General features: G+C 53.3%; 23 protein-coding genes. 11 read left to right on the forward strand and 12 right to left on the reverse strand.

Annotated features, from left to right (window positions below; translation table 11 throughout):
• Positions 1-14 precede the first annotated feature (14 nt).
• The gene (gene ispA / locus RY075_RS05415; protein WP_032608639.1) at positions 15-914 is read right to left on the reverse strand and encodes a (2E,6E)-farnesyl diphosphate synthase; all 900 of its coding nucleotides are present in this window, start codon (positions 912-914) and stop codon (positions 15-17) included.
• A complete protein-coding gene (gene xseB / locus RY075_RS05420) occupies positions 915-1,157 on the reverse strand; it encodes an exodeoxyribonuclease VII small subunit (protein ID WP_003859094.1) in 243 nt (80 codons plus the stop codon).
• A gap of 178 nt (positions 1,158-1,335) precedes the next feature.
• Here xseB and thiI point away from each other — a divergent pair, with 178 nt between their 5' ends.
• Positions 1,336-2,784: a tRNA uracil 4-sulfurtransferase ThiI gene (thiI, locus tag RY075_RS05425; RefSeq protein WP_022650463.1), complete on the forward strand. Its 1,449-nt coding sequence runs from the start codon at positions 1,336-1,338 to the stop codon at positions 2,782-2,784.
• A 125-nt stretch (positions 2,785-2,909) separates the two neighbouring features.
• Here the strand turns inward: thiI and yajL are convergent, their stop codons facing one another.
• On the reverse strand, positions 2,910-3,500 hold the full coding sequence (gene yajL / locus RY075_RS05430) for a protein deglycase YajL (protein ID WP_003859085.1): 591 nt from the start codon (positions 3,498-3,500) through the stop codon (positions 2,910-2,912).
• Positions 3,463-4,374 carry a 2-dehydropantoate 2-reductase gene (gene panE, locus RY075_RS05435; RefSeq protein ID WP_022650464.1) on the reverse strand — a complete coding sequence of 304 codons (912 nt, stop codon included), beginning with the start codon at positions 4,372-4,374 and terminating at the stop codon, positions 3,463-3,465. The genes yajL and panE overlap by 38 nt, the downstream gene beginning before the upstream one ends.
• 125 nt (positions 4,375-4,499) lie before the next feature.
• On the opposite strand from panE, the gene RY075_RS05440 reads away from it, so the two are divergent.
• Complete coding sequence (locus RY075_RS05440) at positions 4,500-4,991, forward strand: YajQ family cyclic di-GMP-binding protein (RefSeq protein ID WP_017383179.1); 492 nt, start codon at positions 4,500-4,502, stop codon at positions 4,989-4,991.
• A gap of 32 nt (positions 4,992-5,023) precedes the next feature.
• On the opposite strand, the gene RY075_RS05445 is transcribed toward RY075_RS05440, so the two are convergent.
• The 8 genes from RY075_RS05445 to RY075_RS05480 all read right to left on the reverse strand — a co-directional run bounded on the left by RY075_RS05445 (position 5,024) and on the right by RY075_RS05480 (position 13,898).
• Positions 5,024-6,385: an MFS transporter gene (locus tag RY075_RS05445; protein ID WP_061855953.1), complete on the reverse strand. Its 1,362-nt coding sequence runs from the start codon at positions 6,383-6,385 to the stop codon at positions 5,024-5,026.
• 150 nt (positions 6,386-6,535) lie between these two features.
• Positions 6,536-7,423 (reverse strand): heme o synthase, encoded by an 888-nt coding sequence (gene cyoE / locus RY075_RS05450; RefSeq protein WP_003859062.1) that lies wholly within the window; start codon positions 7,421-7,423, stop codon positions 6,536-6,538.
• An 11-nt stretch (positions 7,424-7,434) separates the two neighbouring features.
• Entirely contained in the window at positions 7,435-7,761 is a 327-nt protein-coding gene (locus RY075_RS05455; RefSeq protein ID WP_006809888.1) for a cytochrome o ubiquinol oxidase subunit IV, read from the reverse strand.
• Positions 7,761-8,375 (reverse strand): cytochrome o ubiquinol oxidase subunit III, encoded by a 615-nt coding sequence (locus tag RY075_RS05460; RefSeq protein WP_003859057.1) that lies wholly within the window; start codon positions 8,373-8,375, stop codon positions 7,761-7,763. The genes RY075_RS05455 and RY075_RS05460 overlap by 1 nt, the downstream gene beginning before the upstream one ends.
• A complete protein-coding gene (gene cyoB, locus RY075_RS05465; RefSeq protein WP_022650473.1) occupies positions 8,365-10,356 on the reverse strand; it encodes a cytochrome o ubiquinol oxidase subunit I in 1,992 nt (663 codons plus the stop codon). The genes RY075_RS05460 and cyoB overlap by 11 nt, the downstream gene beginning before the upstream one ends.
• A gap of 16 nt (positions 10,357-10,372) precedes the next feature.
• Positions 10,373-11,320, reverse strand: coding sequence for a cytochrome o ubiquinol oxidase subunit II (cyoA, locus tag RY075_RS05470; RefSeq protein ID WP_003859054.1), 948 nt, complete (start codon positions 11,318-11,320; stop codon positions 10,373-10,375).
• Positions 11,321-11,798: 478 nt separating this feature from the next.
• Positions 11,799-13,274 carry a muropeptide MFS transporter AmpG gene (ampG, locus tag RY075_RS05475; protein ID WP_023324230.1) on the reverse strand — a complete coding sequence of 492 codons (1,476 nt, stop codon included), beginning with the start codon at positions 13,272-13,274 and terminating at the stop codon, positions 11,799-11,801.
• A 45-nt stretch (positions 13,275-13,319) separates the two neighbouring features.
• Entirely contained in the window at positions 13,320-13,898 is a 579-nt protein-coding gene (locus tag RY075_RS05480) for a lipoprotein (protein ID WP_003859052.1), read from the reverse strand.
• Positions 13,899-14,201: 303 nt separating this feature from the next.
• Between RY075_RS05480 and bolA the strand changes: the two genes are divergently transcribed.
• The 9 genes from bolA to RY075_RS05525 all read left to right on the forward strand — a co-directional run bounded on the left by bolA (position 14,202) and on the right by RY075_RS05525 (position 24,566).
• Positions 14,202-14,519: a transcriptional regulator BolA gene (gene bolA, locus RY075_RS05485; RefSeq protein ID WP_003859051.1), complete on the forward strand. Its 318-nt coding sequence runs from the start codon at positions 14,202-14,204 to the stop codon at positions 14,517-14,519.
• 331 nt (positions 14,520-14,850) lie between these two features.
• Complete coding sequence (gene tig / locus RY075_RS05490; RefSeq protein ID WP_015571277.1) at positions 14,851-16,149, forward strand: trigger factor; 1,299 nt, start codon at positions 14,851-14,853, stop codon at positions 16,147-16,149.
• A 260-nt stretch (positions 16,150-16,409) separates the two neighbouring features.
• On the forward strand, positions 16,410-17,033 hold the full coding sequence (clpP, locus tag RY075_RS05495) for an ATP-dependent Clp endopeptidase proteolytic subunit ClpP (protein WP_006809880.1): 624 nt from the start codon (positions 16,410-16,412) through the stop codon (positions 17,031-17,033).
• Positions 17,034-17,160: 127 nt separating this feature from the next.
• Entirely contained in the window at positions 17,161-18,435 is a 1,275-nt protein-coding gene (gene clpX, locus RY075_RS05500) for an ATP-dependent protease ATP-binding subunit ClpX (protein ID WP_006809879.1), read from the forward strand.
• A 184-nt stretch (positions 18,436-18,619) separates the two neighbouring features.
• Entirely contained in the window at positions 18,620-20,974 is a 2,355-nt protein-coding gene (gene lon, locus RY075_RS05505) for an endopeptidase La (RefSeq protein WP_006809878.1), read from the forward strand.
• Positions 20,975-21,184: 210 nt separating this feature from the next.
• On the forward strand, positions 21,185-21,457 hold the full coding sequence (gene hupB, locus RY075_RS05510; RefSeq protein WP_002444653.1) for a nucleoid-associated protein HU-beta: 273 nt from the start codon (positions 21,185-21,187) through the stop codon (positions 21,455-21,457).
• Positions 21,458-21,669: 212 nt separating this feature from the next.
• The gene (gene ppiD / locus RY075_RS05515; protein WP_338628274.1) at positions 21,670-23,541 is read left to right on the forward strand and encodes a peptidylprolyl isomerase; all 1,872 of its coding nucleotides are present in this window, start codon (positions 21,670-21,672) and stop codon (positions 23,539-23,541) included.
• Positions 23,542-23,689: 148 nt separating this feature from the next.
• Entirely contained in the window at positions 23,690-24,070 is a 381-nt protein-coding gene (locus RY075_RS05520) for a helix-hairpin-helix domain-containing protein (protein WP_003859045.1), read from the forward strand.
• Between the two features lie 97 nt (positions 24,071-24,167).
• Positions 24,168-24,566: a YbgC/FadM family acyl-CoA thioesterase gene (locus RY075_RS05525; RefSeq protein WP_023315524.1), complete on the forward strand. Its 399-nt coding sequence runs from the start codon at positions 24,168-24,170 to the stop codon at positions 24,564-24,566.
• The last annotated feature ends 2 nt before the right edge of the window (positions 24,567-24,568 follow it).

The raw sequence follows: 24,568 nt of genomic DNA on the forward strand, positions 1-24,568 counted from the left end.
TCGAGATTTATAGTTTATTTATCACGCTGGATTATGTAGTCCGCTAGCGCTTCCAGTGCCGAGGTATCCAGCGATTGCGCGGCCAGCTCATTCAGCGACTGGCGGGCATCGTCTATCAGATCCCGGGCTTTACGTTGGGCATGCTCAAGGCCCAACAGGGCGGGATAGGTACTTTTGCCAAGCTGCTGATCCGCACCCTGACGTTTTCCCAATGTTGCAGTATCGCCCACCACATCCAGAATGTCATCCTGAACCTGGAATGCCAGACCGATACTTTCTGCGTATCTGTCCAGAATCGGCAGGGCTTTACGCCCGCGTTCACCCGCGCTCAGCGCGCCCAGGCGAACGGCTGCACGAATCAGTGCGCCCGTTTTGTGACGGTGGATGCGCTCCAGCTGTTCCAGAGTAACCTGACGACCTTCAGCCTCTAAATCCAGCGCCTGGCCGCCGCACATCCCGGCGACGCCGCTGGCCATTGCCAGTTCGGACACCATTGCCAGACGATCGCGATCGCTCACTTCAACCATCGGCGCATCGCTCAGAATGGAGAAGGCCAGAGTTTGCAGCGCATCACCCGCCAGAATGGCATTCGCTTCGCCAAATTTGATATGGCAGGTTGGCTGACCGCGACGCAGATCGTCATCGTCCATGGCTGGCAAATCATCGTGGATCAGCGAATAGGCGTGGATACACTCCACGGCGGCTGCCGGGGCGTCCAGCGTGTTATCGCTGATACCGAACATGTTGCCCGTGGCATATACCAGGAACGGACGCAGGCGTTTACCCCCCAAGAGTGCGCCATAGTGCATGGCTTCAACCAGTGGAGTGTTCTGAAAAGGCTGCGGCTCAATGAATCGGCGCAGCGCATCGTTGGCGCGGATGACGCGCGCCTGAAGCGCGTTGGAGAAATCCATTTACTCGGCGTCCGGTGTGAATGGCGTGGTTTTAGCGTCTTCGCTGTCGGAAAGCAGGATCTGCACACGCTGCTCGGCCTGCTGAAGCTTTACCTGCCCCTGGCGCGCAAGCTGCACACCGCGTTCAAATTCGTTGAGGGCATCTTCCAGCGGTAAATCGCCGCTCTCGAGGCGGGTAACAATCTGCTCAAGCTCACTCAGCGCAGTTTCAAAACTGGCCGGTGCGTCGTTCTTCTTCGGCATAGTGAATTAACTCTTATATTCTTCGCCCCAACATGGTAACGGACTCGGGGCAATTATCAAATAACGCGAGTGGCGCGATGGTGGTATACTTGCGCGCCTGGATGCAGCCACGGGTGTGGGCTGCTGTATCATTTTCCACTACAAGCCTTTATAAGCTTGCCTAAGAAACATTGCCGCCATGAAGTTTATCATTAAATTGTTCCCTGAAATCACCATCAAAAGCCAATCTGTGCGTTTGCGCTTTATTAAAATTCTCACCGGGAACATTCGTAACGTATTAAAACACTACGACGAAACGCTCGCTGTGGTGCGTCACTGGGACCACGTTGAAGTCCGCGCGAAAGACGAAAGCAAACGTCTTGATATTCGCGACGCGCTGACCCGTATTCCTGGTATTCATCATATTCTGGAAGTGGAAGACGTTCCGTTCAGCGATATGCACGATATCTTCGAAAAGGCGCTGGTACAGTACCGCGACCAGATCGAAGGCAAAACCTTCTGCGTGCGCGTGAAGCGTCGTGGTAAACACGAGTTCAGCTCGATTGAAGTCGAGCGCTACGTCGGCGGCGGTCTGAACCAGCACGTTGAGACGGCGCGCGTGCGCCTGACTAACCCGGACGTCACCGTTAACCTTGAGATCGAGAACGATCGTCTGCTGCTGGTTAAGGGTCGTTATGAAGGTATTGGTGGTTTCCCGATCGGCACGCAAGAAGATGTGCTGTCGCTGATCTCGGGCGGCTTCGACTCCGGCGTCTCCAGCTACATGCTGATGCGTCGCGGCTGCCGCGTGCACTACTGCTTCTTCAACCTGGGCGGGGCGGCGCATGAAATCGGCGTACGTCAGGTGGCGCATTACCTGTGGAACCGCTTCGGCAGCTCTCACCGCGTGCGTTTTGTGGCGATCAACTTTGAGCCGGTGGTCGGCGAAATCCTCGAAAAAGTGGACGACGGCCAGATGGGCGTGGTCCTGAAACGTATGATGGTGCGCGCGGCGTCCAAAGTGGCTGAGCGCTACGGCGTGCAGGCGCTGGTCACCGGTGAAGCGCTGGGGCAGGTCTCCAGCCAGACGCTGACCAACCTGCGTCTTATCGACAACGTGTCTGATACGCTGATCCTGCGCCCGCTGATCTCTCACGATAAAGAGCACATCATCGATCTGGCGCGTAAAATCGGTACTGAAGATTTTGCCCGTACCATGCCGGAATATTGCGGTGTGATCTCAAAAAGTCCAACCATTAAAGCGGTGAAGGCGAAGATCGAAGCGGAAGAAGAGAACTTCGATTTCAGCATCCTGGAAAAAGTGGTGGCGGAAGCGTCCAACATCGATATCCGTGAGATCGCCCAGCAGACCGAACAGGAAGTGGTTGAGGTGGAGACGGTCAGCGGCTTTGGTGCTAACGATACGATTCTGGATATCCGTTCTGTTGATGAGCAGGATGACAAGCCGTTGCAGGTGGAAGGCGTGGAGGTGGTTTCGCTGCCGTTCTACAAGCTGAGCACCCAGTTTGGCGATCTCGACCAGAGCAAAACGTATCTGCTGTGGTGTGAGCGTGGGGTCATGAGCCGTTTGCAGGCGCTGTATCTGCGCGAGCAGGGCTTCGCGAATGTGAAGGTCTATCGCCCGTAGTTTATTGTCGAGGAGTGCGGCCTGATGCCCTCACCCCGACCCTCTCCCACAGGGAGAGGGCGCAAACATTAAAAACGGCAACCTCGGGTTGCCGTTTTGCTTTTACCTTGCGCCACCCGACTTTTTTATTCGTAGTAGTTATAAATCCCCGCCGCCATCACCAGCGACGAAGCCACTTCGTACGCTTTTTCGCGCCCAACCAGCAGGTCAATAATCTTCAGGCCAAAATCAATGGCGGTGCCCGGCCCCTGGCTGGTGAGCAGGTTAACGCGCGGATCCCAGACCACGCGTTTATCCACCCACTGGTCTTCCGGAATTGTATCCTTCAGACCAGGGAAGCCGGTCATATTGCCGATGGGGAAAATGTCGTGCGGAACCAGCACCGTACCTGCGGCTGCACAGATTGCCGCGACGATACGCCCGGAAAGATGAAACTGACGAACGGTTTCAACCAGCAGCGGGCTGTCGCGGAAACACTCAGCCCCCTTCAGACCACCCGGCAGAACGATAATGTCGTAATCACCGTCCGCCACCTGTACAAGCGGTGCATCCGCCAGAATCTTCACCCCACGCGAGCAGGTAATCGCCAGGCTTCCGTCGCTGGCGACGCTGGCGGTAGTAACCTTAATACCACCACGTACCAGCAAATCAATGGTGGTGACCGCTTCTGTCTCTTCGCTACCAGGGGCGAGGCATACCAGTGCCGATGCGCTCATACTCACTCTCCTTTCGTTTTACTAACTCAAACAGACGGCTATTTTCCGCAACGGTAATGCCGTGTGCCCGGGCGCGTTTTAACAGATAACCGGTAATGTAATCAATTTCGGTATGCCGCATAGCCCGGATATCCTGCAACATTGAGGAGATATTTTCTGCAGTACTCTCAATCACCTGGTCGACATAATAACGTAAATCGGACTCTGAGGTGTGGTAGCCTTCGCGTTCAATGACGGCGGCAACTTCCCGGCAAATCAGCGCTACCCGATCAGGATGCTGGCGCAGTTCACCGTTAGGGCAATCCAGCAGGGCGGTCAGCGGATTAATCGCGCAGTTCACCGCCAGTTTGCGCCACAGTTCCGCGCGAATGTTATTGTGCCAGGCGACGTCAGGCAGCGTGCTTTGCAGGGTATCCGCAAGATAGCTGTAATCGCCGGGCTGTTCACGCGCGGGACCGATATGAGTGATACCACTGGCAACATGGATAATGACGTTACCGTCGCGACGCGCCGCGTGGGTGGTTGTCCCCATCAGCAGCGGTTGCCGGACAGATTTTAGCTCTTCAATGGTACCCATACCGTTGTGAATCAGCAGGATTGGCGTGCTTTCAGGTAACTGGGCGGCCAGGCTTTTCACCGCATCGGAGACCTGCCAGGCCTTCAGCGTGACCAGCAGCAAATCGCTGGTGGCAAGAAATTCCGGATCGTTTGCCGTCAAAGACTCATTAAAAATTGAACCGTCTGTACCCATCACGTTCACACTGCAATAGGGCTGGGGAATTCGCAGCCAGCCCTGAACGTCGTGTCCCTGTTTGCATAGCGCTGTAAGCCAGAGTTGGCCAAGGGCTCCGCATCCAAGCACTGTTACTTTCATCGTTCCTCCTCACCTGCAACGGCGCCAGGTGCTATGACGCTAAGTATAGCGCCATCAGCTAAGCTTCTCGTTATGCCTCGTTGCGGGTATTATGCAACGCAACAAAAATGTAGGGAGAAGAAAAGATGCCATCTTTCGATATTGTTTCTGAAGTTGATTTGCAGGAAGCGCGTAACGGCGTAGAAAATGCTGTCCGTGAGGTTGAGTCACGTTTCGATTTTCGTGGCGTTGAGGCGACCATTGAACTGAACGACGCGAACAAGACGATCAAAGTCCTGAGCGAGTCTGATTTCCAGGTCAACCAGTTGCTGGATATCCTGCGCGCCAAGCTGCTCAAGCGCGGCATTGAAGGGACCTCACTCGATGTGCCGGAAGATTTTGTTCACAGCGGCAAAACCTGGTTTGTGGAAGCGAAGCTGAAGCAGGGGATTGAAAGCGCCGTGCAGAAGAAAATCGTGAAGCTTATCAAAGACAGTAAGCTCAAAGTGCAGGCGCAGATCCAGGGGGAAGAGATCCGCGTGACCGGAAAATCCCGTGATGACCTGCAATCCGTGATGGCGCTGGTGCGTGGCGGCGATCTCGGTCAGCCATTCCAGTTTAAAAACTTCCGCGATTAAGACAATCATGCCCGGCTAAACCGGGCATTTTTTCAGGCCTTCAGCGCCTGCTCTACCTCAAAGCGGTTAGTCACTTTGCTGTCAATTTTGACATACGCACTGCGCTCTTCCGGGACAATCAGCACTTCGCTCACGCCCTCTGTCGCTTCCAGACGCTGTTGTAACGCGTCACCGATTGCCACGTCATCGGGAATTTCTACCCGCAGGCTACTCACGTAACGCGGCTCTTTCATGGTGCTGGCCACAAACAGCCAGAGCATCACCAGCAGCGCACCGGCGAGGAAAACGGTCTGGGAGTCAAACAGACCATCCACCCAGCCGCCGAGTGACCCGCCGATCGCCACGCCGAGAAACTGGCTGGTGGAGTAAATGCCCATCGCGGTGCCTTTGTATCCTGCCGGAGACTCTTTGCTGATAAGCGACGGCAGCAGGGCTTCCATCAGATTAAAGGCCAGGAAGAACAGTTGTACGCCAGCGATCAGCTCCCAGAAATGCGGGCCGGCGCCCCACAGCACAATCTCGGCAATCAGCAGTAACGCCACGCAGCCCACGAAGACGCGTTTCATTTTGCGCTTCACTTCGGCGTAAATAATGAAGGGCACAACGGAGACAAACGAGATCAGCATTGTGACCAGATAAATTTTCCAGTGCTCTGCCGCCGGAAAACCTGCTGAGGCCAGTTGACCGGGCAGGGCGACGAAGGTGGACATCAGCAGAATGTGCAGGCACATAATGCCGAAGTTCAGCTTAAGCAGGCGCGGCTCGGCGATGACTTTGCTGAAGCAGCCTTTGACCATCCCAGATTCACGGTTGAGGACGTGGTTTTTACTGTCAGGTACAACCCACAGCGTGAGTGCGATCCCGATGGTCGCCAGCACCGCAATCATCCAGAACAGGGCGTGCAGGCCGAGCGCATGAGTGATAACGGGCCCCAGCACCATGGCAATGGCAAACGTGACGCCAAAGCTGACGCCGATAAACGCCATGGCTTTGGTGCGGTTTTGCTCGCGGGTTAAGTCTGACAGCAGCGCCATCACGGCGGCGGCAATCGCCCCGGAACCTTGCAGGGCGCGCCCAAGAATAATTCCCCAGATGGAGTGGGAGAGGGCGGCGATGATGCTGCCGAGCACAAACACCAGCAGCCCGCCGACAATCAGCGGTTTGCGACCCACTCGGTCGGAGAGCAAGCCAAAGGGGATCTGGAATATTGCCTGCGCCAGGCCGTAGATACCGATCGCCAGACCGATCAGCGCTTCGCTGGCACCCTGTAACGCCATGCCATATGTGGTCAGAACGGGCAGGACCATAAACATGCCAAGCATCCGCAGCGAGAAAACAGTCCCTAAACCCCAGGTCGCACGCAGTTCGCCTGGCGTCATTTTATAATCGTTCATTACCACCTCAGTTCAAAAGCAGGCCATAGTGTAGTGCGGGGAAGGGGCGGGGTAAATAATCGGTTATTTAACAAATATTACATACGTTACTAATAGATTTCATGAATAAAAAAGGGGTGCCGAAGCACCCCTTTATGTCCTTGCTATAGCTTACCAGACGTAAGTCAGCAGGTTTTGTGAATCAGGCACCATGAAGTCTACGGACATCATCACGGACAGGGAGGTGATGGCGACAATCGAGAACACAAACAGCTTGCGTGCCCAGACCTTGTCATCTTCCACTTTGTAACCGCGCAGGGCCATGCCGAGCCACCAGACGCTCACCGCAGCTGCTACCACCAGATATTTATATCCGGCGTAACCGCCCAGAGAGAGCATCAGCGTTGCCACGGCAAAAGCGATGATGTAGAGCGTGATGTGGTTCTTGGCAACCGAAATGCCTTTCACGACCGGCAGAACCGGAATGTTCGCCGCCTGATAATCCTTAAAGCGGAAAATCGCGATGGCGTAGGAGTGCGGCATCTGCCACAGGCTAAAGATAGCCAGCAGGATCAGCGCACCGCTGTCGAACTCGTTCGTGACGGCGCAATAGCCAATCACCGGCGGCGCAGCGCCGGAGAGAGAACCAATCAGCGTGCCGTAGACGGAGTGACGTTTCATATACAGGCTGTAGACGCCTACATACACCACGAACCCCATCACCCCCAGCCAGCAGGCCAGCGGGTTAGCACCAAACCACAGCAGCATAAAGCCAGCAATACCCAGCAAGGTGGCGTACACCAGCGAGACGGAAGGGGCAATCAGGCCTTTAACCAGCACCCGATTTTTGGTCCTTTCCATCTTCTTGTCGATATCCATGTCGATGTAGTTGTTAAATACACAACCGGACGCAACCACCAGTGACACACCGACCAGCGTGTAAATAAAGAGGGTGTAATCAATGCTGCCTTTAGAGGCCAGCAGGAACCCTCCGATTACGGAGATCAGGTTGCCAAAGATGATGCCTGGTTTCGTGACTTGCAGGTATTGCTTAAACATACTCGCCGCTCTTAGTGAACCATCATGTTGTAGTTAAGGTTCCACATAATCCAGATGGAACCGACTACCAGGATAGCGATGATAATCACGGTAAAGATAAAGGCCGTCATGTTCCAGCCTTCATCGGACTTGGTGTTCATGTGCAGGAAGCAAACCAGATGCACCAGAATCTGAATCACCGCGGTCACCAGGATTGCGCCCAGGATAACCGGCTTAGATGCAGAACCGTTCATCACCATCCAGAACGGGATCACCGTCAGAATGATCGACAGGATGAAACCTGTCATGTAGGTTTTTACGCTGCCGTGGGAAGCGCCATGATCGTTAGAATGACTCATTACATCGCCCCCATCAGATAGACAACAGAGAACACACAGATCCATACCACGTCCAGGAAGTGCCAGAACAGGCTCAGGCACATAATACGGGTACGGTTAGTACTGGTCAGGCCGCGACGGGAGATCTGGAACATCAGTACCGCCATCCAGATCAGACCCGAGGTCACGTGCAGACCGTGGGTGCCGACCAGCGCGAAGAACGCTGACAGGAAGCCGCTACGATCCGGGCCGAAACCTTCCATGATCAGGTGATGGAATTCATAGATTTCCATCCCGATAAAGCCAGCACCAAACAGCCAGGTCAACGCCAGCCAGGAGACAACCTGGCTCTTGTTGTTTTTGTACATGGCGATAGCCGCCATGCCGTAGGTGATGGAGCTGAATAACAGCAGTGCGGTTTCAACCAGTACGAACGGCAGCTCAAAGATGTCCTTACCGGTCGGGCCGCCCGCTGTGCCGTTCACCAGAACGGCATAGGTTGCGAACAGACAGCAGAACAGGATGCAGTCGCTCATCAGGTAGATCCAGAAACCGAAGACTTTCGTCGGTCCTGTATCATGGTGCGCATGTTCATGCGCGTGGGCAGTCGAGTGCGCCAGAGTATCAGTTGCCATTTTTCAGCCCCGCTTTAGAAATCTCGTCAAAATGCTGGTTTTCCAGCTTTTCAACTTCACGGACTGGTACGTAGTAGTCCACGTCCTCGTCAAAGCTCTTCACAATCCAGCTGATTACGATGCCAGCGAAGCCAACAATCGCCATCCACCAGATGTGCCAGATCATTGCGAAACCAAATACCGTTGCGAAGGCGGCAATGACGATGCCCGCACCGCTGTTTTTCGGCATATGGATCTCTTCGTAATGTTCAGGTTGCTTGTACGCTTCACCTTTTTCTTTCATTTCCCAGAATGCGTCACGCTCATGAATGTGCGGCACTACGGCAAAGTTATAGAACGGAGGTGGAGAAGAGGTAGACCACTCCAGCGTACGGCCACCCCACGGGTCACCGGTCAGGTCGCGGTTCAGGTTACGGTCACGGATAGACACGTAGTACTGAATCAGCTGGCACAGAATACCGCAGGCAATCAGCGCTGCGCCGCCCGCTGCAATCATCAGCATTGGGTGGAACTGCGGATCGATCTGCTGGCTCAGACGACGGGTCATACCCATGAAGCCCAGCACGTACAGCGGCATAAACGCCACGAAGAAGCCAATGATCCAGAACCAGAACGCGCGTTTACCCCATTTTTCGTTCAGGGTGAAACCGAAGGCTTTTGGCCACCAGTAGGTCACACCAGCGAAGCAGCCGAAGACAACACCACCGATGATAACGTTATGGAAGTGCGCAATCAGGAACAGACTGTTGTGCAGAACGAAGTCAGCACCAGGTACCGCCAGCAGTACCCCGGTCATCCCACCTACGGAGAAGGTCACGATGAAGCCGATGGTCCACAGCATGGCTGAGTGGAACACGATACGGCCCTGGTACATGGTGAACAGCCAGTTGAAGATCTTAACCCCGGTCGGGATCGCGATAATCATGGTGGTAATACCGAAGAAGGCGTTTACGTTGGCGCCCGCACCCATAGTGAAGAAGTGGTGCAGCCAGACGATGAACGACAGAACGGTAATACATACGGTTGCCCACACCAGAGAGGTGTAACCAAACAGACGTTTACGCGAGAAGGTTGCCGCGATTTCGGAGAACACACCGAACACCGGCAGAACCAGGATGTACACTTCCGGGTGACCCCAGGCCCAAATCAGGTTGATATACATCATCATGTTGCCACCCATATCATTCGTGAAGAAATGGGTACCCAGATAGCGATCCAGGGTCAGCAGCGCGATGGTGACGGTCAGAATTGGGAACGACGCGATAATCAGGACGTTGGCGCACAGAGATGCCCAGGTAAATACTGGCATCTTGAACATCGTCATACCTGGTGCACGCATCTTCAGGATGGTCACGAAGAAGTTAATACCGGTCAGAGTGGTACCGACACCGGAGAGCTGAAGCGCCCAAATCCAGTAGTCAACGCCCACGCCCGGACTGTATTCAATTCCCGACAGCGGCGGGTAGGCCAGCCAGCCGGTCTGAGCAAATTCGCCCACACCCAGTGACAGGTTAACCAGGATAACGCCGACAACCGTGAACCAGAAGCTCAGGTTGTTGAGGAACGGGAACGCAACGTCGCGCGCGCCGATTTGCAGCGGAACGACCACGTTCATCAGACCGATTACCAGCGGCATCGCCACGAAGAAGATCATGATAACGCCGTGGGCGGTAAAGATCTGATCGTAGTGGTGCGGTGGCAGGAAGCCGGCTTCGCCCGCAGACGCAAGCGCCTGCTGGCTACGCATCATGATTGCATCCGCAAAGCCACGAATTAACATGACGATACCGACGATGCAGTACATGATACCGAGTTTTTTGTGGTCAACCGAAGTCAGCCACTCATTCCACAGGTAGCTCCACTTACCGAAGTAAGTGATCAGGCCAACTAAGGCCGCGCCACCAATGATAATTGCAGCCACCGTAACCATAATAATCGGTTCATGGTAGGGCACTGCATCCAGTGTCAATTTTCCGAACATTTTCTTCCTCGGCCCCTTAGTGAGCGGTTTCCGCGTGGCTCATGTCCATGCCTTCCATACCCTGGTGCGTGTTGTGCTCGCCTTCAGGCTGGGTCATGTCCATGCTCATGCCGTGATCCATAAATTTGCCAATAACATCTTTGAACAGATTCGGTTTCACGTTAGAGAAGTACTCCACCTTGTTGTATTCGCTAGGTGCAGCCACTTTTTCGAACGCCGCCATGTCAGACATGGTGTTGGTAGACTGCTTCGCTTTTGCAACCCACTGGTCGAAAGTCGCGCGGTCTGGCGTAGCGATAGCTTTGAACTTCATACCCGAGAAGCCCGGGCCACTATAGCTGGCGGAGATACCGTCGTAGGTGCCTGCTTCATTCGCGATCAGGTGCAGGTTAGTCTGCATACCGGCCATCGCGTAAATCTGGCTACCCAGACGTGGGATGAAGAAGGAGTTCATTACGGAGTTGGAGGTCACTTTGAACTGAACCGGAGTGTTCGCCGGGAAGGCGATTTCATTCACGGTAGCAATGCCCTGTTCTGGATAGATGAAGAACCATTTCCAGTCCATGGAGACCACTTCAATGGTAATCGGTTTTTCATCGTGAACCAGCGGTTTGCTCGGCTCAAGTGCGTGAGTGGTTTTCCAGGTCAGTACAGCAAGGAACAGGATGATCAGAATAGGTACCGTCCAGACCACAGCTTCCACTTTATTGGAGTGTGACCAGTTAGGGCTATACTTCGCATCTTTATTGCTCGCACGATACTTCCAGGCGAAACCAACAGCCATCAAGATGGCAGGAATAACCACAATCAACATCAGGCCAAAAGCCGTCAGTATCAATGAACGTTGTTCCAGTCCAATCTGTCCTTTGGGGTCTAGTAGTGCAGAATCGCAGCCACTGAGTAATACAGTGCCTGCGAATAATGACAACCATCCCAAACTTTTATTGTATTTCCTGAGTCTCATTTAACGACCTCAATTCCACGGGAGTCTGGTGGCGTTTAAAGTGTGGGGGCATTTTACGGGAAGGTTACATTACTGTAAACATCATTAGCCCTGTGTCAGGAAGGTGTTACCGGGTTCTGCCGCACATGTCACAAGTGTTGCAAATTATGTCGCGTTTTCCGGGGGAAGCCGCACGGAGTGGGCGTTATAACGAAAGGGTGCCCCAGCATACCGCAAAAGGGACAATTGGTATAACCATTGCGGAAAATACACAAATAATTAACAATTAATTATCAATAAAAAGACAACTAAAAAACGAAAATTCAATCTTTCGAATGCTGAATCGTTTAACGGAAAATAGCGTAGCGAAATAAGCTCCAATAATTTCCGAATGCTATCCCGCACAAAACAACAAATATTTTTTTTGCCGATGGCGGTTATTTCGCCGTTATAATTTCGTGTCGTTATTACAACGGGAAATAACCTTTCGCTTTTTACTTCATGTCATCTGCGTTTTCCGCAGTGACATGAAATCCAGCATCCCACCGGTCAGGATACCCACGATGGCGAGAAACACGCCTGCATCAAGCAGCTGGGTTTCAAAAGGAAGCGACAAGGTGGTCGTCGCATTGATAATGAGAACCGCGAGCCACACTACCAGCGCAAGACAACCTGCCATTAGCAGACGCAGGGCAAACCGGTAAGCAGCCTGATATTCCGTGCGCGGCATGAAGTGTTCCGTCCGCTGGGTATATTCCAGCGTCTGGCGACAGACCAGCAACAATAAAATCCCCGGCACAGCCGCCACCACAGAGAAGAGATAAAATGTCGGCCAGCCGTGGGCTTCAACAAACCAGCCCGCGACGGGACCTACGTACACGCGCCCGACGGCTGAGAGGGCAGAGAGCAGGGCAAACTGGGTGGCGGAAAATGACTTATTGCACAGCGTCATCAGCAGGGCGACAAATGCCGCAGTGCCCATACCTCCGCACAGATTTTCAAAGAATACCGCCGTCGCCATGCTGATCATATGCTTGTCGGTGATCGACAGCAGCCAGTAACCGGCATTCGAAGCGCCCTGAAGGATGCCGAAGATCAGCAGAGCACGGAACAGCGACAGACGCTGCATCAATACGCCGCCGTACAGCGCGCCGACGATCGTGGCAAACAGCCCCAGGGTTTTGTTCACCACGCCGACCTCGCCCGCATCAAACCCGACGCCGCGGATCAGGAAGGTGGTGGTCAGACTCATGGCGAAAGCGTCGCCGAGCTTATAAAGGACAATCAGCAGCAGGATCAGCCAGGCATTATTGCGACCAAAGAAGTCGCGGAGCGGTGCGGCAACGGCCTGCTCCAGCGAGCGGGGAACCGGAATCACATCGCTCGGTTCAGGCGCGAATAGCGTGGCAAAAATGCAGGGGATCAGCAGAGCGGCCATCAGCCAGTACATTCCCTGCCAGCCGAGATAGCGGTCGGCAAGCCAGAGGGCCAGCCCGCCGGAAACCAGCATACCCAGGCGGTAGCCAAGCACGCTGATTGCCGCACCGGCACCACGCTCTTCCGCTGGCAGGACGTCCGTCTTCCAGGCGTCAAAAACAATGTCCTGCGAAGCGGAGCAGAAGGCGATGACCACCGCAAGCGCGGCCATCCAGCGCAGCTGTGTTGACGGCTCAAGGAAACCCATTGCGGCAATGGCCAGCAACAGCAGCACCTGCGTCATCGCTAACCAGCCGCGACGGCGCCCGAGGAACGGTGGGGTATAGCGATCCATCACCGGCGACCACAGGAACTTAAAGACGTAAGCCTGGCCGACGAGCGAGAAGAAACCAATGGTTTTAAGATCGATGTTCTCAACCGTCATCCACGCCTGTAACGTGCCGGAGGTGAGCGCAAGGGGCAAACCGGAGGCGAAACCAAGGATCAGCAGAATAGCTGATTTCGGTTGCTGGAAAATGCGTAAGTAGTGACTGGACATGTTCTTATGAACTGACCCGGTGAAGCACCGGGTCAGTCAGCAGGATTAACGGGCGTTCTGCTTGATGAAGTCGTGAATGCTGGTGTCCTGTGCCATGTCGGCAATGGTGTCAGTCAGCACGCTGTTAACCGCGTCAGCGATATTTTTGTTGGAGGCCTGGAATGCGCCTTCAACGGAATAGCTCGCACGGTAGTTTTTGTTCATTTTGTTGCCGTTCTTCGCGGTAGCGATGATGGCGATATCGGCTTTAGTCGCAATGTTGTAGCGAACGTTACCCTGGGAGACGTCAGCGTACAGGTTGTTCACGATGATTTGCAGATCAACCGCGCCGCTTGGGCCAATCATGTAGCCGCGGGAGGTCATCTGTTTCTCCAGCACTTCCTGCAACAGGAAGCGCAGGTCGCGGGAGGCGGTCAGCGTGACCTGTTGGTTGTCGCGAGTCACTTTCGCCAGCGCCTGGTCCTGACGCTGATCGGCGCCATTAATGCTGACCGTAACGCCCATCAGGCTTGGATCCTGCTGAGGCAGGGTAATTTTTGGTGAAACGTCAATGGTCGTCGGCGGAGTCGCGCAGCCGGCGAGCATAAAGAGTGCTACCAACGGAAAGAAGAGTTTTTTTAACATTTTCGGGTTCTCAACGAATCGTAAGCAAAGAGAGAAAAATTGCCGCCATCATAACATCGCTAACGGCCAGGGGAAGTGGTCAACGCATGTAAATTCATCGCCTTGTCCGAAAACTGACCACCTTTGCGCTTTTCTCTGCCTGTAAGTGACAAAACGTATGAACCACATAGTGAACTTCATTCGTTTGGGTGAGAAAATCAGACGAAAGCTAAATATTTGTTGTCAAGGTGTAATGGAACCGGTAAAAGCGGCTAATATTTAAAGGGATGGGTGACATCTTAGCGTTGTCGGAGGAGTGATTTCATGATGATACGTGAACAGATAGAAGAAAAATTAAGGGCAGCGTTCAACCCTGTGTTTCTCGAAGTTGTCGACGAAAGCTATCGTCATAACGTGCCGGCAGGTTCTGAAAGCCACTTTAAAGTGGTTCTGGTCAGCGATCGCTTCACGGGAGAACGTTTCCTGAACCGACACCGCTTGATCTACAGCACCTTGACGGAAGAACTCTCCACAACCGTACATGCGCTGGCGCTGCATACCTACACCATTAAGGAATGGGAAGGGCTACAGGATACGGTATTCGCATCACCGCCTTGTAGGGGTGCAGGCACCATCGCCTGATAAATCGGATTTGCAACCGCCGGAGTTTTTCCAGTATGTTGCTTACAGATTTCGTCAAGACGGCCTTCGGGCCGTTTTGTTTTGTCTGAGTTTTGAGCGGATGGCGCGTTTTTAAGGCTAAAAATAGCCTTAAAGTGTGAAAAAAGCCGCAGCAACATGCTCCAACCGTTCTCGACTCACCTAAGTGATGCCGCTATAATGCCGCGTCTTATTGAATGTCTTCGGGATGATTCTGGCGACAGGGAATGTGAATCTGCACATAAGAGAGCATCCCGGTATAACAGACAGATTCAGAGTTGACCGAGCACTGTGATTTTTTTGAGGTAACAAGATGCAAGTTTCAGTTGAAACCACTCAAGGCCTTGGCCGCCGTGTAACGATTACTATCGCTGCTGACAGCATCGAAACTGCTGTGAAAAGCGAGCTGGTCAACGTAGCAAAAAAAGTACGTATTGACGGCTTCCGCAAGGGCAAAGTACCAATGAATGTTGTTGCTCAGCGTTATGGCGCTTCCGTGCGTCAGGATGTGCTGGGTGAACTGATGAGCCGCAACTTTATCGACGCGATCATCAAAGAAAAAATCAATCCAGCCGGTGCGCCGAACTACGTTCCAGGCGAATACAAGCAGGGCGAAGACTTCACCTACTCCGTAGAGTTCGAAGTGTACCCGGAAGTTGAGCTGAAAGGTCTGGAATCTATCGAAGTTGAAAAACCGATCGTTTCCGTGACCGACGAAGACGTTGACGGCATGCTGGATACCCTGCGTAAGCAGCAGGCGAACTGGAAAGAGAAAGAAGGCGCTGTTGACGCAGAAGACCGCGTAACCATCGACTTCACCGGTTCTGTAGACGGCGAAGAGTTCGAAGGCGGTAAAGCGTCTGATTTCGTACTGGCGATGGGCCAGGGTCGTATGATCCCAGGCTTCGAAGACGGTATCAAAGGCCACAAAGCGGGCGAAGAGTTCACCATCGACGTGACCTTCCCTGAAGAATACCACGCTGAAAACCTGAAAGGTAAAGCAGCGAAGTTCGTTATCAACCTGAAGAAAGTGGAAGAGCGCGAACTGCCAGAACTGACTGAAGAATTCATCAAGCGTTTCGGCGTGGAAGATGGTTCTGTTGCGGGCCTGCGTACCGAAGTGCGTAAAAACATGGAGCGCGAGCTGAACGGCGCTGTACGTAACCGCGTGAAGTCTCAGGCGATTGAAGGTCTGGTGAAAGCGAACGACATCGACGTTCCTGCTGCCCTGATCGACAGCGAAATCGACGTTCTGCGCCGTCAGGCTGCACAGCGCTTCGGTGGCAACCAGCAGCAAGCGATGGAACTGCCACGCGAGCTGTTCGAAGAGCAAGCGAAACGTCGCGTTGTTGTTGGCCTGCTGCTGGGCGAAGTGATTCGTACCCACGAGCTGAAAGCTGACGAAGAGCGTGTGAAAGGCCTGATCGAAGAGATGGCTTCTGCATACGAAGATCCATCAGAAGTGATCGAGTTCTACGGTAAGAACAAAGAGCTGATGGACAACATGCGCAACGTCGCGTTGGAAGAGCAGGCTGTAGAAGCGGTACTGGCGAAAGCGAAAGTCACCGAAAAAGAGACCTCTTTCACCGAACTGATGAACCAGCAGGCGTAATTTCGCCCCAACGGTTTAAAGTTTGAACAAAAAACCCGTTGCTCTCCGGCGACGGGTTTTTTTTATCACAGCTTTAGTCCTGGAAGGGTGCTAAAACGCCCTTTCAGTGTTAGCGTTACAACAAAACGTTGTTATGCTTGAAATAGGGCATGGCGACCCCCATTAGTATGTAATCACGATGATTGAGACTGGCTGATAATCCGTCCATAAGGTTACAATCAGTACAGCAGGTGTTTTCAATTTTGAACCAGGAGACGGAAATGTCATACAGTGGCGAACGAGATAACTTTGCACCCCATATGGCGCTGGTGCCAATGGTTATTGAACAGACCTCACGCGGTGAGCGTTCTTTCGATATCTATTCCCGTCTGCTCAAGGAACGCGTTATCTTTCTGACCGGCCAGGTGGAAGACCATATGGCTAACCTGATCGTGGCGCAGATGCTGTTCCTGGAAGCGGAAAACCCGGAAAAAGACATTTACCTGTATATCAACTCGCCGGGCGGTGTGATTACGGCGGGCATGTCTATTTATGACACCATGCAATTCATCAAGCCGGATGTCAGCACCATCTGTATGGGGCAGGCGGCGTCCATGGGGGCTTTCCTGTTAACCGCAGGGGCGAAAGGTAAGCGTTTCTGCCTGCCTAATTCCCGCGTGATGATTCACCAGCCGCTGGGTGGTTACCAGGGCCAGGCGACGGATATTGAAATCCACGCCCGAGAAATTCTGAAAGTAAAAGCGCGCATGAATGAACTTATGGCGCAGCATACGGGTCAACCTCTCGAGCAGATCGAGCGCGATACCGAGCGCGATCGCTTCCTCTCTGCGCCAGAGGCAGTTGAGTACGGCTTAGTCGACTCCATTTTGACCCATCGTAATTGATGCCCGCGACGCGAGTGTGCCGCTATACTAAGGTAGGGCGGCACGTTGCCTGTAAGCAGCTTGCGTCTGAGAATGGCATTTGCGTCGTCATGTGCGGCACATAGAACTTAAAAAGAGGTTTGGACTCATGACAGATAAACGCAAAGATGGTTCGGGCAAACTGCTGTACTGCTCTTTTTGCGGCAAAAGCCAGCATGAAGTGCGTAAACTGATTGCCGGGCCGTCCGTGTATATCTGCGACGAATGCGTCGATTTATGTAACGACATCATTCGCGAAGAGATTAAAGAAGTCGCGCCGCACCGTGAGCGCAGCGCGTTACCAACGCCACACGAGATTCGCCACCACCTGGACGACTATGTTATTGGTCAGGAGCAGGCGAAAAAAGTGCTGGCGGTGGCGGTATACAACCACTACAAACGTCTGCGTAACGGCGATACCAGCAATGGCGTAGAACTGGGCAAAAGTAACATTTTGCTGATCGGGCCTACCGGTTCCGGTAAAACCCTGCTGGCAGAAACGCTGGCGCGCCTGCTGGATGTTCCGTTCACTATGGCGGATGCCACCACCCTGACCGAAGCCGGTTATGTGGGTGAAGACGTTGAAAATATTATCCAGAAGCTGCTCCAGAAGTGCGATTACGACGTACAGAAAGCCCAGCGCGGGATCGTCTATATCGATGAGATCGACAAAATCTCTCGTAAATCAGACAACCCGTCCATCACCCGTGACGTCTCGGGCGAGGGCGTGCAGCAGGCGCTCCTGAAGCTGATTGAAGGTACGGTTGCGGCTGTTCCACCGCAGGGTGGGCGTAAACATCCGCAGCAGGAATTCTTGCAGGTTGATACCTCTAAGATCCTGTTTATCTGTGGTGGTGCGTTTGCAGGCCTGGATAAAGTGATCTCTCACCGTGTGGAAACCGGCTCCGGCATTGGTTTTGGCGCAACGGTGAAAGCCACGTCTGAAAAACCAAACGAAGGCCAGCTGCTGGCGCAGGTTGAGCCGGAAGATCTGATCAAATTCGGTTTGATTCCGGAATTTATCGGCCGTCTGCCGGTTGTGGCGACCCTGAACGAACTGAGCGAAGACGCGTTGATTCAGATCCTGAAAGAGCCGAAAAACGCGCTGACCAAGCAGTATCAGGCGCTGTTTAATCTTGAAGGCGTTGAGCTGGAATTCCGTGACGAAGCGTTGGACGCGATTGCCAAGAAAGCGATGGCGCGTAAAACCGGTGCCCGTGGCCTGCGTTCTATCGTGGAAGCAGCATTGCTCGACACGATGTACGATCTTCCTTCTATGGAAGACGTCGAAAAAGTCGTGATCGACGAGTCCGTCATTGGTGGCCAGACCAAGCCGTTACTGATTTACGGTAAACCGGAAGCGCAGCAGGCATCTGGCGAATAATTCACCATTTCATACAATCAGTTAATCAAAAAGGGGGGATTTTATCTCCCCTTTACTTTTTCCGTATTCATGGCGTTGAATGTATGGGAAACATCCCCATATACTGGATTACATGTTAATGGTTGTGTGAAGCACAGTTACATGACCAGTTTACCTGGCGGACACTAAACTAAGAGAGAGCTCTATGAATCCTGAGCGTTCTGAACGCATTGAAATCCCCGTATTGCCGTTGCGCGATGTGGTGGTTTATCCGCACATGGTCATACCCTTATTTGTAGGGCGGGAAAAATCTATCCGTTGCCTCGAAGCCGCCATGGATCATGATAAAAAAATCATGTTGGTCGCGCAGAAAGAAGCATCAACGGATGAGCCGGGTGTAAACGATCTTTTCACCGTCGGGACCGTGGCCTCTATTTTGCAGATGCTGAAGCTGCCAGACGGCACCGTGAAGGTGCTGGTGGAAGGCTTACAGCGTGCGCGTATTACCACTCTGTCAGACGATGGCGAGCACTTCTCTGCGAAGGCAGAGTACCTTGATTCACCGGAACTTGATGAGCGCGAGCAGGAAGTGCTGGTACGCACCGCGATTAGCCAGTTTGAAGGCTATATCAAGCTGAACAAGAAAATCCCACCTGAAGTGCTGACGTCGCTGAACAGCATCGACGATCCTGCACGTCTGGCGGATACCATCGCTGCGCATATGCCGCTGAAGCTGGCTGACAAACAGTCCGTGCTGGAAATGTCCGACGTTAACGAACGTCTGGAATACCTGATGGCGATGATGGAGTCTGAGATCGATCTGCTCCAGGTTGAGAAGCGCATTCGCAACCGCGTCAAAAAGCAGATGGAAAAATCTCAGCGTGAGTACTATCTGAACGAGCAAATGAAAGCCATTCAGAAAGAGCTCGGCGAGATGGACGATGCGCCGGATGAAAACGAAGCGCTGAAGCGTAAGATCGACGCGGCGAAGATGCCGAAAGAGGCGAAAGAGAAAGCCGAAGCTGAGTTGCAGAAGCTGAAAATGATGTCTCCGATGTCGGCGGAAGCGACCGTTGTACGCGGCTACATTGAGTGGATGGTGCAGGTTCCGTGGAATGCCCGCAGCAAGGTCAAAAAAGACCTGCGTCAGGCCCAGGAGATCCTGGATACCGACCACTACGGCCTGGAACGTGTGAAAGACCGCATTCTTGAGTACCTCGCGGTACAGAGCCGTGTGAACAAAATCAAAGGCCCAATCCTGTGCCTGGTAGGGCCTCCAGGGGTGGGTAAAACCTCTCTGGGCCAGTCCATCGCCAAAGCGACAGGGCGTAAGTACATCCGTATGGCGCTGGGCGGCGTGCGTGATGAAGCGGAAATCCGCGGTCACCGCCGTACCTACATCGGTTCCATGCCGGGCAAGCTTATCCAGAAAATGGCGAAAGTGGGCGTCAAAAACCCGCTGTTCCTGCTCGATGAGATCGACAAAATGTCTTCAGACATGCGTGGCGATCCGGCGTCGGCGCTGCTGGAAGTGCTTGATCCAGAGCAGAACGTGGCGTTTAGCGATCACTACCTGGAAGTGGATTACGACCTGAGCGATGTGATGTTCGTGGCGACGTCGAACTCCATGAACATTCCGGCACCGCTGCTGGACCGTATGGAAGTGATCCGTCTGTCCGGTTATACCGAAGACGAGAAGCTGAACATTGCCAAACAGCACCTGCTGCCGAAGCAGATTGAGCGTAACGCGCTTAAAGCCAACGAGCTGACCGTTGAGGACAGCGCCATTGTCGGCATTATTCGTTACTACACCCGTGAAGCGGGTGTGCGTAGCCTCGAACGTGAGATCTCTAAGCTGTGCCGTAAGGCAGTGAAACAGCTGCTGCTGGATAAGAGCCTGAAGCACATCGTGATTAACGGCGACAATCTGCATGCGTACCTGGGTGTTCAACGCTTCGACTACGGTCGCGCAGACAACGAAAACCGTGTTGGTCAGGTGACCGGTCTGGCATGGACGGAAGTGGGCGGCGATCTGCTGACCATCGAAACCGCCTGTGTTCCGGGCAAAGGCAAGCTGACCTACACCGGTTCGCTGGGTGAAGTGATGCAGGAGTCCATCCAAGCGGCGCTGACCGTGGTGCGCGCGCGTGCGGAAAAACTGGGTATCAACCCGGATTTCTACGAAAAACGCGACATTCACGTTCACGTTCCGGAAGGGGCGACGCCGAAAGATGGCCCAAGCGCGGGTATTGCCATGTGTACTGCGCTGGTTTCCTGCCTGACAGGTAATCCGGTTCGTGCTGATGTGGCCATGACCGGTGAAATTACGCTGCGTGGTCAGGTACTGCCTATCGGCGGATTAAAAGAAAAACTGCTGGCGGCACACCGCGGTGGGATCAAAACCGTATTGATCCCTTACGAGAATAAACGCGATCTGGAAGAGATTCCGGACAACGTTATTGCCGATTTGCAGATCCATCCGGTGAAACGCATTGAGGAAGTTCTGACTCTCGCACTGCAAAATGAACCGTCCGGAATGCAGGTTGTAACTGCAAAATAGTGACCTCGCGCAAAGAGCGCCAATAAAAACAAGGCTGGTAAGTCATTTCGTACTTGCCAGCCTTTTTTTGTATAGCTAATTTAGATTGCTGATTGGGTTAGCCATCAACAACGGGTGTTGTAAGGTCATAGCAGGACTGATATAACTGCTGCGCGGTCGCGCTGTGAAGGATTCAGGTGCGATATAAATTATAAAGAGAGGAAGAGAACAGTGAATAAATCTCAACTGATTGACAAAATTGCTGCGGGTGCTGATATTTCTAAAGCGGCAGCTGGACGTGCTTTAGATGCTTTAATTGCTTCTGTTACTGAATCTCTGCAAGCTGGGGACGACGTTGCACTGGTAGGCTTCGGTACTTTTGCGGTTAAAGAGCGTGCAGCCCGTACTGGCCGCAACCCTCAGACCGGCAAAGAGATCACCATTGCTGCCGCTAAAGTGCCGGGTTTCCGTGCAGGTAAAGCGCTGAAAGACGCAGTAAACTGATTGCTTTCCCGCTCCAGGGAAGCTGAAAAGTACAAGGGCGCATCGTTTGATGTGCCTTTTTTGTTTGTCCAGACCTGATTTGTGCGAGTTTATGCGAGTTGTGGGCTGACAATTGCCCTGTTTTCTTGTCACAATACGCTTTTACGCGCGACGGTCAGGATTTTCCGTCAGCGTCAGGTAACCAGTCACCTACAGCGGAGTGTTGTTACACCATGATGGACAGCTTACGCACGGCTGCTAACAGTCTCGTGCTCAAGATTATTTTCGGTATCATTATCGTGTCGTTCATATTGACCGGTGTGAGTAGTTACCTCATCGGCGGTGGCGCGAACTACGCCGCAAAAGTGAATGGCCAGGAAATTAGCCGTGGGCAGTTCGAGAACGCTTTTGCTGGTGAACGTAACCGCATGCAGCAACAGCTGGGCGACCAATACTCTGAACTTGCAGCCAACGAAGGCTATATGAAAAACCTGCGTCAGCAGACGCTAAACCGCCTTATTGACGAGGCGCTGCTGGATCAGTACGCGAAAAGCCTGGGTCTGGGCATCAGCGATGAGCAGGTTAAAAAAGCCATCTTCTCGACGCAGGCTTTCCAGTCTAATGGGAAGTTCGACAACGCGCGTTACAACAGCATTGTTAACCAGATGGGTATGACGGCTGACCAGTACGCTCAGGCACTGCGTGACCAGTTGACCACGCAACAGCTGATCAACGCGGTGGTGGGCACCGATTTCATGCTGAAAGGTGAAACTGAAGAGCTGGCGGCACTGGTGGCGCAGCAACGCGTGGTGCGTGAAGCGACGATTGATGTCAACGCACTGGCAGCGAAACAGCAGGTTAGCGACGCTGAAGTTAATGCTTACTACGAGCAAAACAAGAACAACTTCATCTCTCCGGAACAGTTCCGCGTAAGCTATATCAAGCTGGATGCAGCTGCGATGCAGGAAAATGCGACTGACGCCGAGATCCAGTCTTATTACGACCAGCATCAGGATCAGTTCACTCAGCCGCAGCGTAACCGTTACAGCGTGATCCAGACCAAAACGGAAGCAGAAGCGAAAGCCGTGCTGGACGAGCTGAACAAAGGCGCTGATTTCGCCACCTTAGCGAAAGCAAAATCTACCGACATTATTTCTGCCAAAAACGGCGGTGATATGGGCTGGCTGGAAGAGTCAACTACCCCGGATGAGCTGAAAAATGCAGGCCTGAAAGAGAAAGGCCAACTGTCTGGTGTAATCAAATCCTCCGTCGGCTTCCTGGTGGCGCGTCTGGACGATGTTGTGGCGGCGAAAACCAAGCCGCTGACTGACGTTCGTGATGATATCGCTGCGAAAGTGAAGCAGGAGAAAGCGCTGGATGCCTTCTATGCTCTGCAACAGAAAGTGAGCGATGCCGCAAGCAACGACAACGAATCACTGGCGGGCGCTGAGCAGGCTGCTGGCGTGAAAGCGGTTGAGACGGGCTGGTTCAGCCACGAAAACCTGCCGGAAGAACTGAACTTCAAACCGGTTTCAGATGCCATTTTCAATGGTGGTCTGGTCGGTGAGAATGGTACGCCGGGCAGTAACTCAGATATCATTACCGTTGACGGTGATCGTGCGTTCGTACTGCGCGTCAGCGAGCACAAAGCCGAGGCAGTGAAGCCCCTGGCGGAAGTGAAAGATCAGGTGGTGGCGCTGGTGAAACACAACAAAGCGGCACAGCAGGCAAAACTGGATGCAGAGAAAATTCTGGCCGACCTGAAAGCCGGTAAGAACGATGCGCTGAAAGCGGCTGGCCTGAGCTTTGGCGAAGCAAAAACGCTGAGCCGTACCGGTCAGGATCCTGTCAGCCAGGCGGCGTTTGGTCTGAGCCTGCCGGCGAAAGACAAACCTGTCTTTGGCACCACGACCGATATGCAGGGTAACGTGGTGGTTCTGGCACTGGATGAAGTGAAAGCCGGCACGCTGCCAGACGCGCAGAAGAAGGCCATGGTTCAGGGAATTACCCAGAACAATGCCCAGATTGCTTTCGAAGCGTTGATGAGCAACCTGCGTAAAGAAGCCAAAATCAAGCTGGGTGATGTGGTCACTCAGGAGCAATAATTACGTGTCTGCTCGCAGATTTTCGTAACGTTCTGCAAAAACTAAAGGCCGCTTTCGCGGCCTTTTCCATTTCTGCAATCTGCTGTTTGTCCCTGTTTTCCCGTGCGGCTATCGTGGCATGGCTGTCAACAAACAAGGAGAAAACAGCATGAAATGTGGAATCAAAGCACTGTTAATTACACTGGCTATTGCCACTTCCGGGATGAGTGCGGGCGCGCTGGCGGCGTCACCCTCGTCTAAAGCCCAGGCTGCACAAACTCAGGCCGATGCAACGTCACAAGGTCAGGTTAAAGCCAACGCGACGGCCAGCACGAAAGCCATTGAGGACGAGGGTACGCGGGTCAGTATTAATACTGCCTCTGCGGACGATCTTGCCCGCGTAATGAATGGCGTGGGCCTCAAAAAAGCGCAGGCCATCGTCAGCTATCGTGAAGAGTATGGTCCTTTCAAAACCCTTGACGATCTCAAGCAGGTGCCGGGTATGGGCAGCGCGCTGGTTGAGCGCAATCTCGCACACCTGACGCTGTAATCGCGTAATCACTTGCACTGCGGCAAAAATTTGCCAGGATAAAGAGGTCATACCAGTTATGACCTCTGAACCTATAACAACGAAAGGCTATTGCGCTATGCAGACACAAATCAAAGTCCGTGGTTATCACCTCGATGTTTACCAGCACGTCAATAACGCCCGCTACCTCGAATTTCTTGAAGAGGCGCGCTGGGACGGCCTGGAGAACAGCGAAAGCTTCCAGTGGCTAACCGCACACAACATCGCGTTTGTGGTCGTCAATATCAACATTAACTACCGCCGCCCGGCTGTGCTGGGGGATGTGCTCACCGTGACCAGTGAGGTCCAACAACTGAATGGCAAAAGTGGTGTATTGAGCCAGGTCGTTACGCTGGAGCCAGAAGGGCAGATTGTGGCCGATGCGCTGATCACCTTTGTCTGTATCGATCTCAAAACCCAGAAAGCGTTGCCGCTGGAAGGGGAGTTGCGCGAAAAGCTGGAGCTGATGATCGCGTAAAT

This window comes from Enterobacter sp. JJBC (genome assembly GCF_036936505.1).
Lineage (GTDB): Bacteria > Pseudomonadota > Gammaproteobacteria > Enterobacterales > Enterobacteriaceae > Enterobacter > Enterobacter hormaechei_C.

Coding starts and splice junctions, on each gene's coding strand:
- ppiD (WP_338628274.1), top strand. CDS start 21,670: ATGATGGACAGCTTACGCACGGCTGCTAACAGTCTCGTGCTCAAGATT.
- cyoE (WP_003859062.1), bottom strand. CDS start 7,423: ATGTTTAAGCAATACCTGCAAGTCACGAAACCAGGCATCATCTTTGGC.
- bolA (WP_003859051.1), top strand. CDS start 14,202: ATGATGATACGTGAACAGATAGAAGAAAAATTAAGGGCAGCGTTCAAC.
- yajL (WP_003859085.1), bottom strand. CDS start 3,500: ATGAGCGCATCGGCACTGGTATGCCTCGCCCCTGGTAGCGAAGAGACA.
- ampG (WP_023324230.1), bottom strand. CDS start 13,274: ATGTCCAGTCACTACTTACGCATTTTCCAGCAACCGAAATCAGCTATT.
- panE (WP_022650464.1), bottom strand. CDS start 4,374: ATGAAAGTAACAGTGCTTGGATGCGGAGCCCTTGGCCAACTCTGGCTT.
- RY075_RS05445 (WP_061855953.1), bottom strand. CDS start 6,385: ATGAACGATTATAAAATGACGCCAGGCGAACTGCGTGCGACCTGGGGT.
- ispA (WP_032608639.1), bottom strand. CDS start 914: ATGGATTTCTCCAACGCGCTTCAGGCGCGCGTCATCCGCGCCAACGAT.
- clpP (WP_006809880.1), top strand. CDS start 16,410: ATGTCATACAGTGGCGAACGAGATAACTTTGCACCCCATATGGCGCTG.
- xseB (WP_003859094.1), bottom strand. CDS start 1,157: ATGCCGAAGAAGAACGACGCACCGGCCAGTTTTGAAACTGCGCTGAGT.
- RY075_RS05460 (WP_003859057.1), bottom strand. CDS start 8,375: ATGGCAACTGATACTCTGGCGCACTCGACTGCCCACGCGCATGAACAT.
- cyoA (WP_003859054.1), bottom strand. CDS start 11,320: ATGAGACTCAGGAAATACAATAAAAGTTTGGGATGGTTGTCATTATTC.
- RY075_RS05440 (WP_017383179.1), top strand. CDS start 4,500: ATGCCATCTTTCGATATTGTTTCTGAAGTTGATTTGCAGGAAGCGCGT.
- lon (WP_006809878.1), top strand. CDS start 18,620: ATGAATCCTGAGCGTTCTGAACGCATTGAAATCCCCGTATTGCCGTTG.
- tig (WP_015571277.1), top strand. CDS start 14,851: ATGCAAGTTTCAGTTGAAACCACTCAAGGCCTTGGCCGCCGTGTAACG.
- thiI (WP_022650463.1), top strand. CDS start 1,336: ATGAAGTTTATCATTAAATTGTTCCCTGAAATCACCATCAAAAGCCAA.
- RY075_RS05525 (WP_023315524.1), top strand. CDS start 24,168: ATGCAGACACAAATCAAAGTCCGTGGTTATCACCTCGATGTTTACCAG.
- RY075_RS05480 (WP_003859052.1), bottom strand. CDS start 13,898: ATGTTAAAAAAACTCTTCTTTCCGTTGGTAGCACTCTTTATGCTCGCC.
- cyoB (WP_022650473.1), bottom strand. CDS start 10,356: ATGTTCGGAAAATTGACACTGGATGCAGTGCCCTACCATGAACCGATT.
- RY075_RS05455 (WP_006809888.1), bottom strand. CDS start 7,761: ATGAGTCATTCTAACGATCATGGCGCTTCCCACGGCAGCGTAAAAACC.
- clpX (WP_006809879.1), top strand. CDS start 17,161: ATGACAGATAAACGCAAAGATGGTTCGGGCAAACTGCTGTACTGCTCT.
- RY075_RS05520 (WP_003859045.1), top strand. CDS start 23,690: ATGAAATGTGGAATCAAAGCACTGTTAATTACACTGGCTATTGCCACT.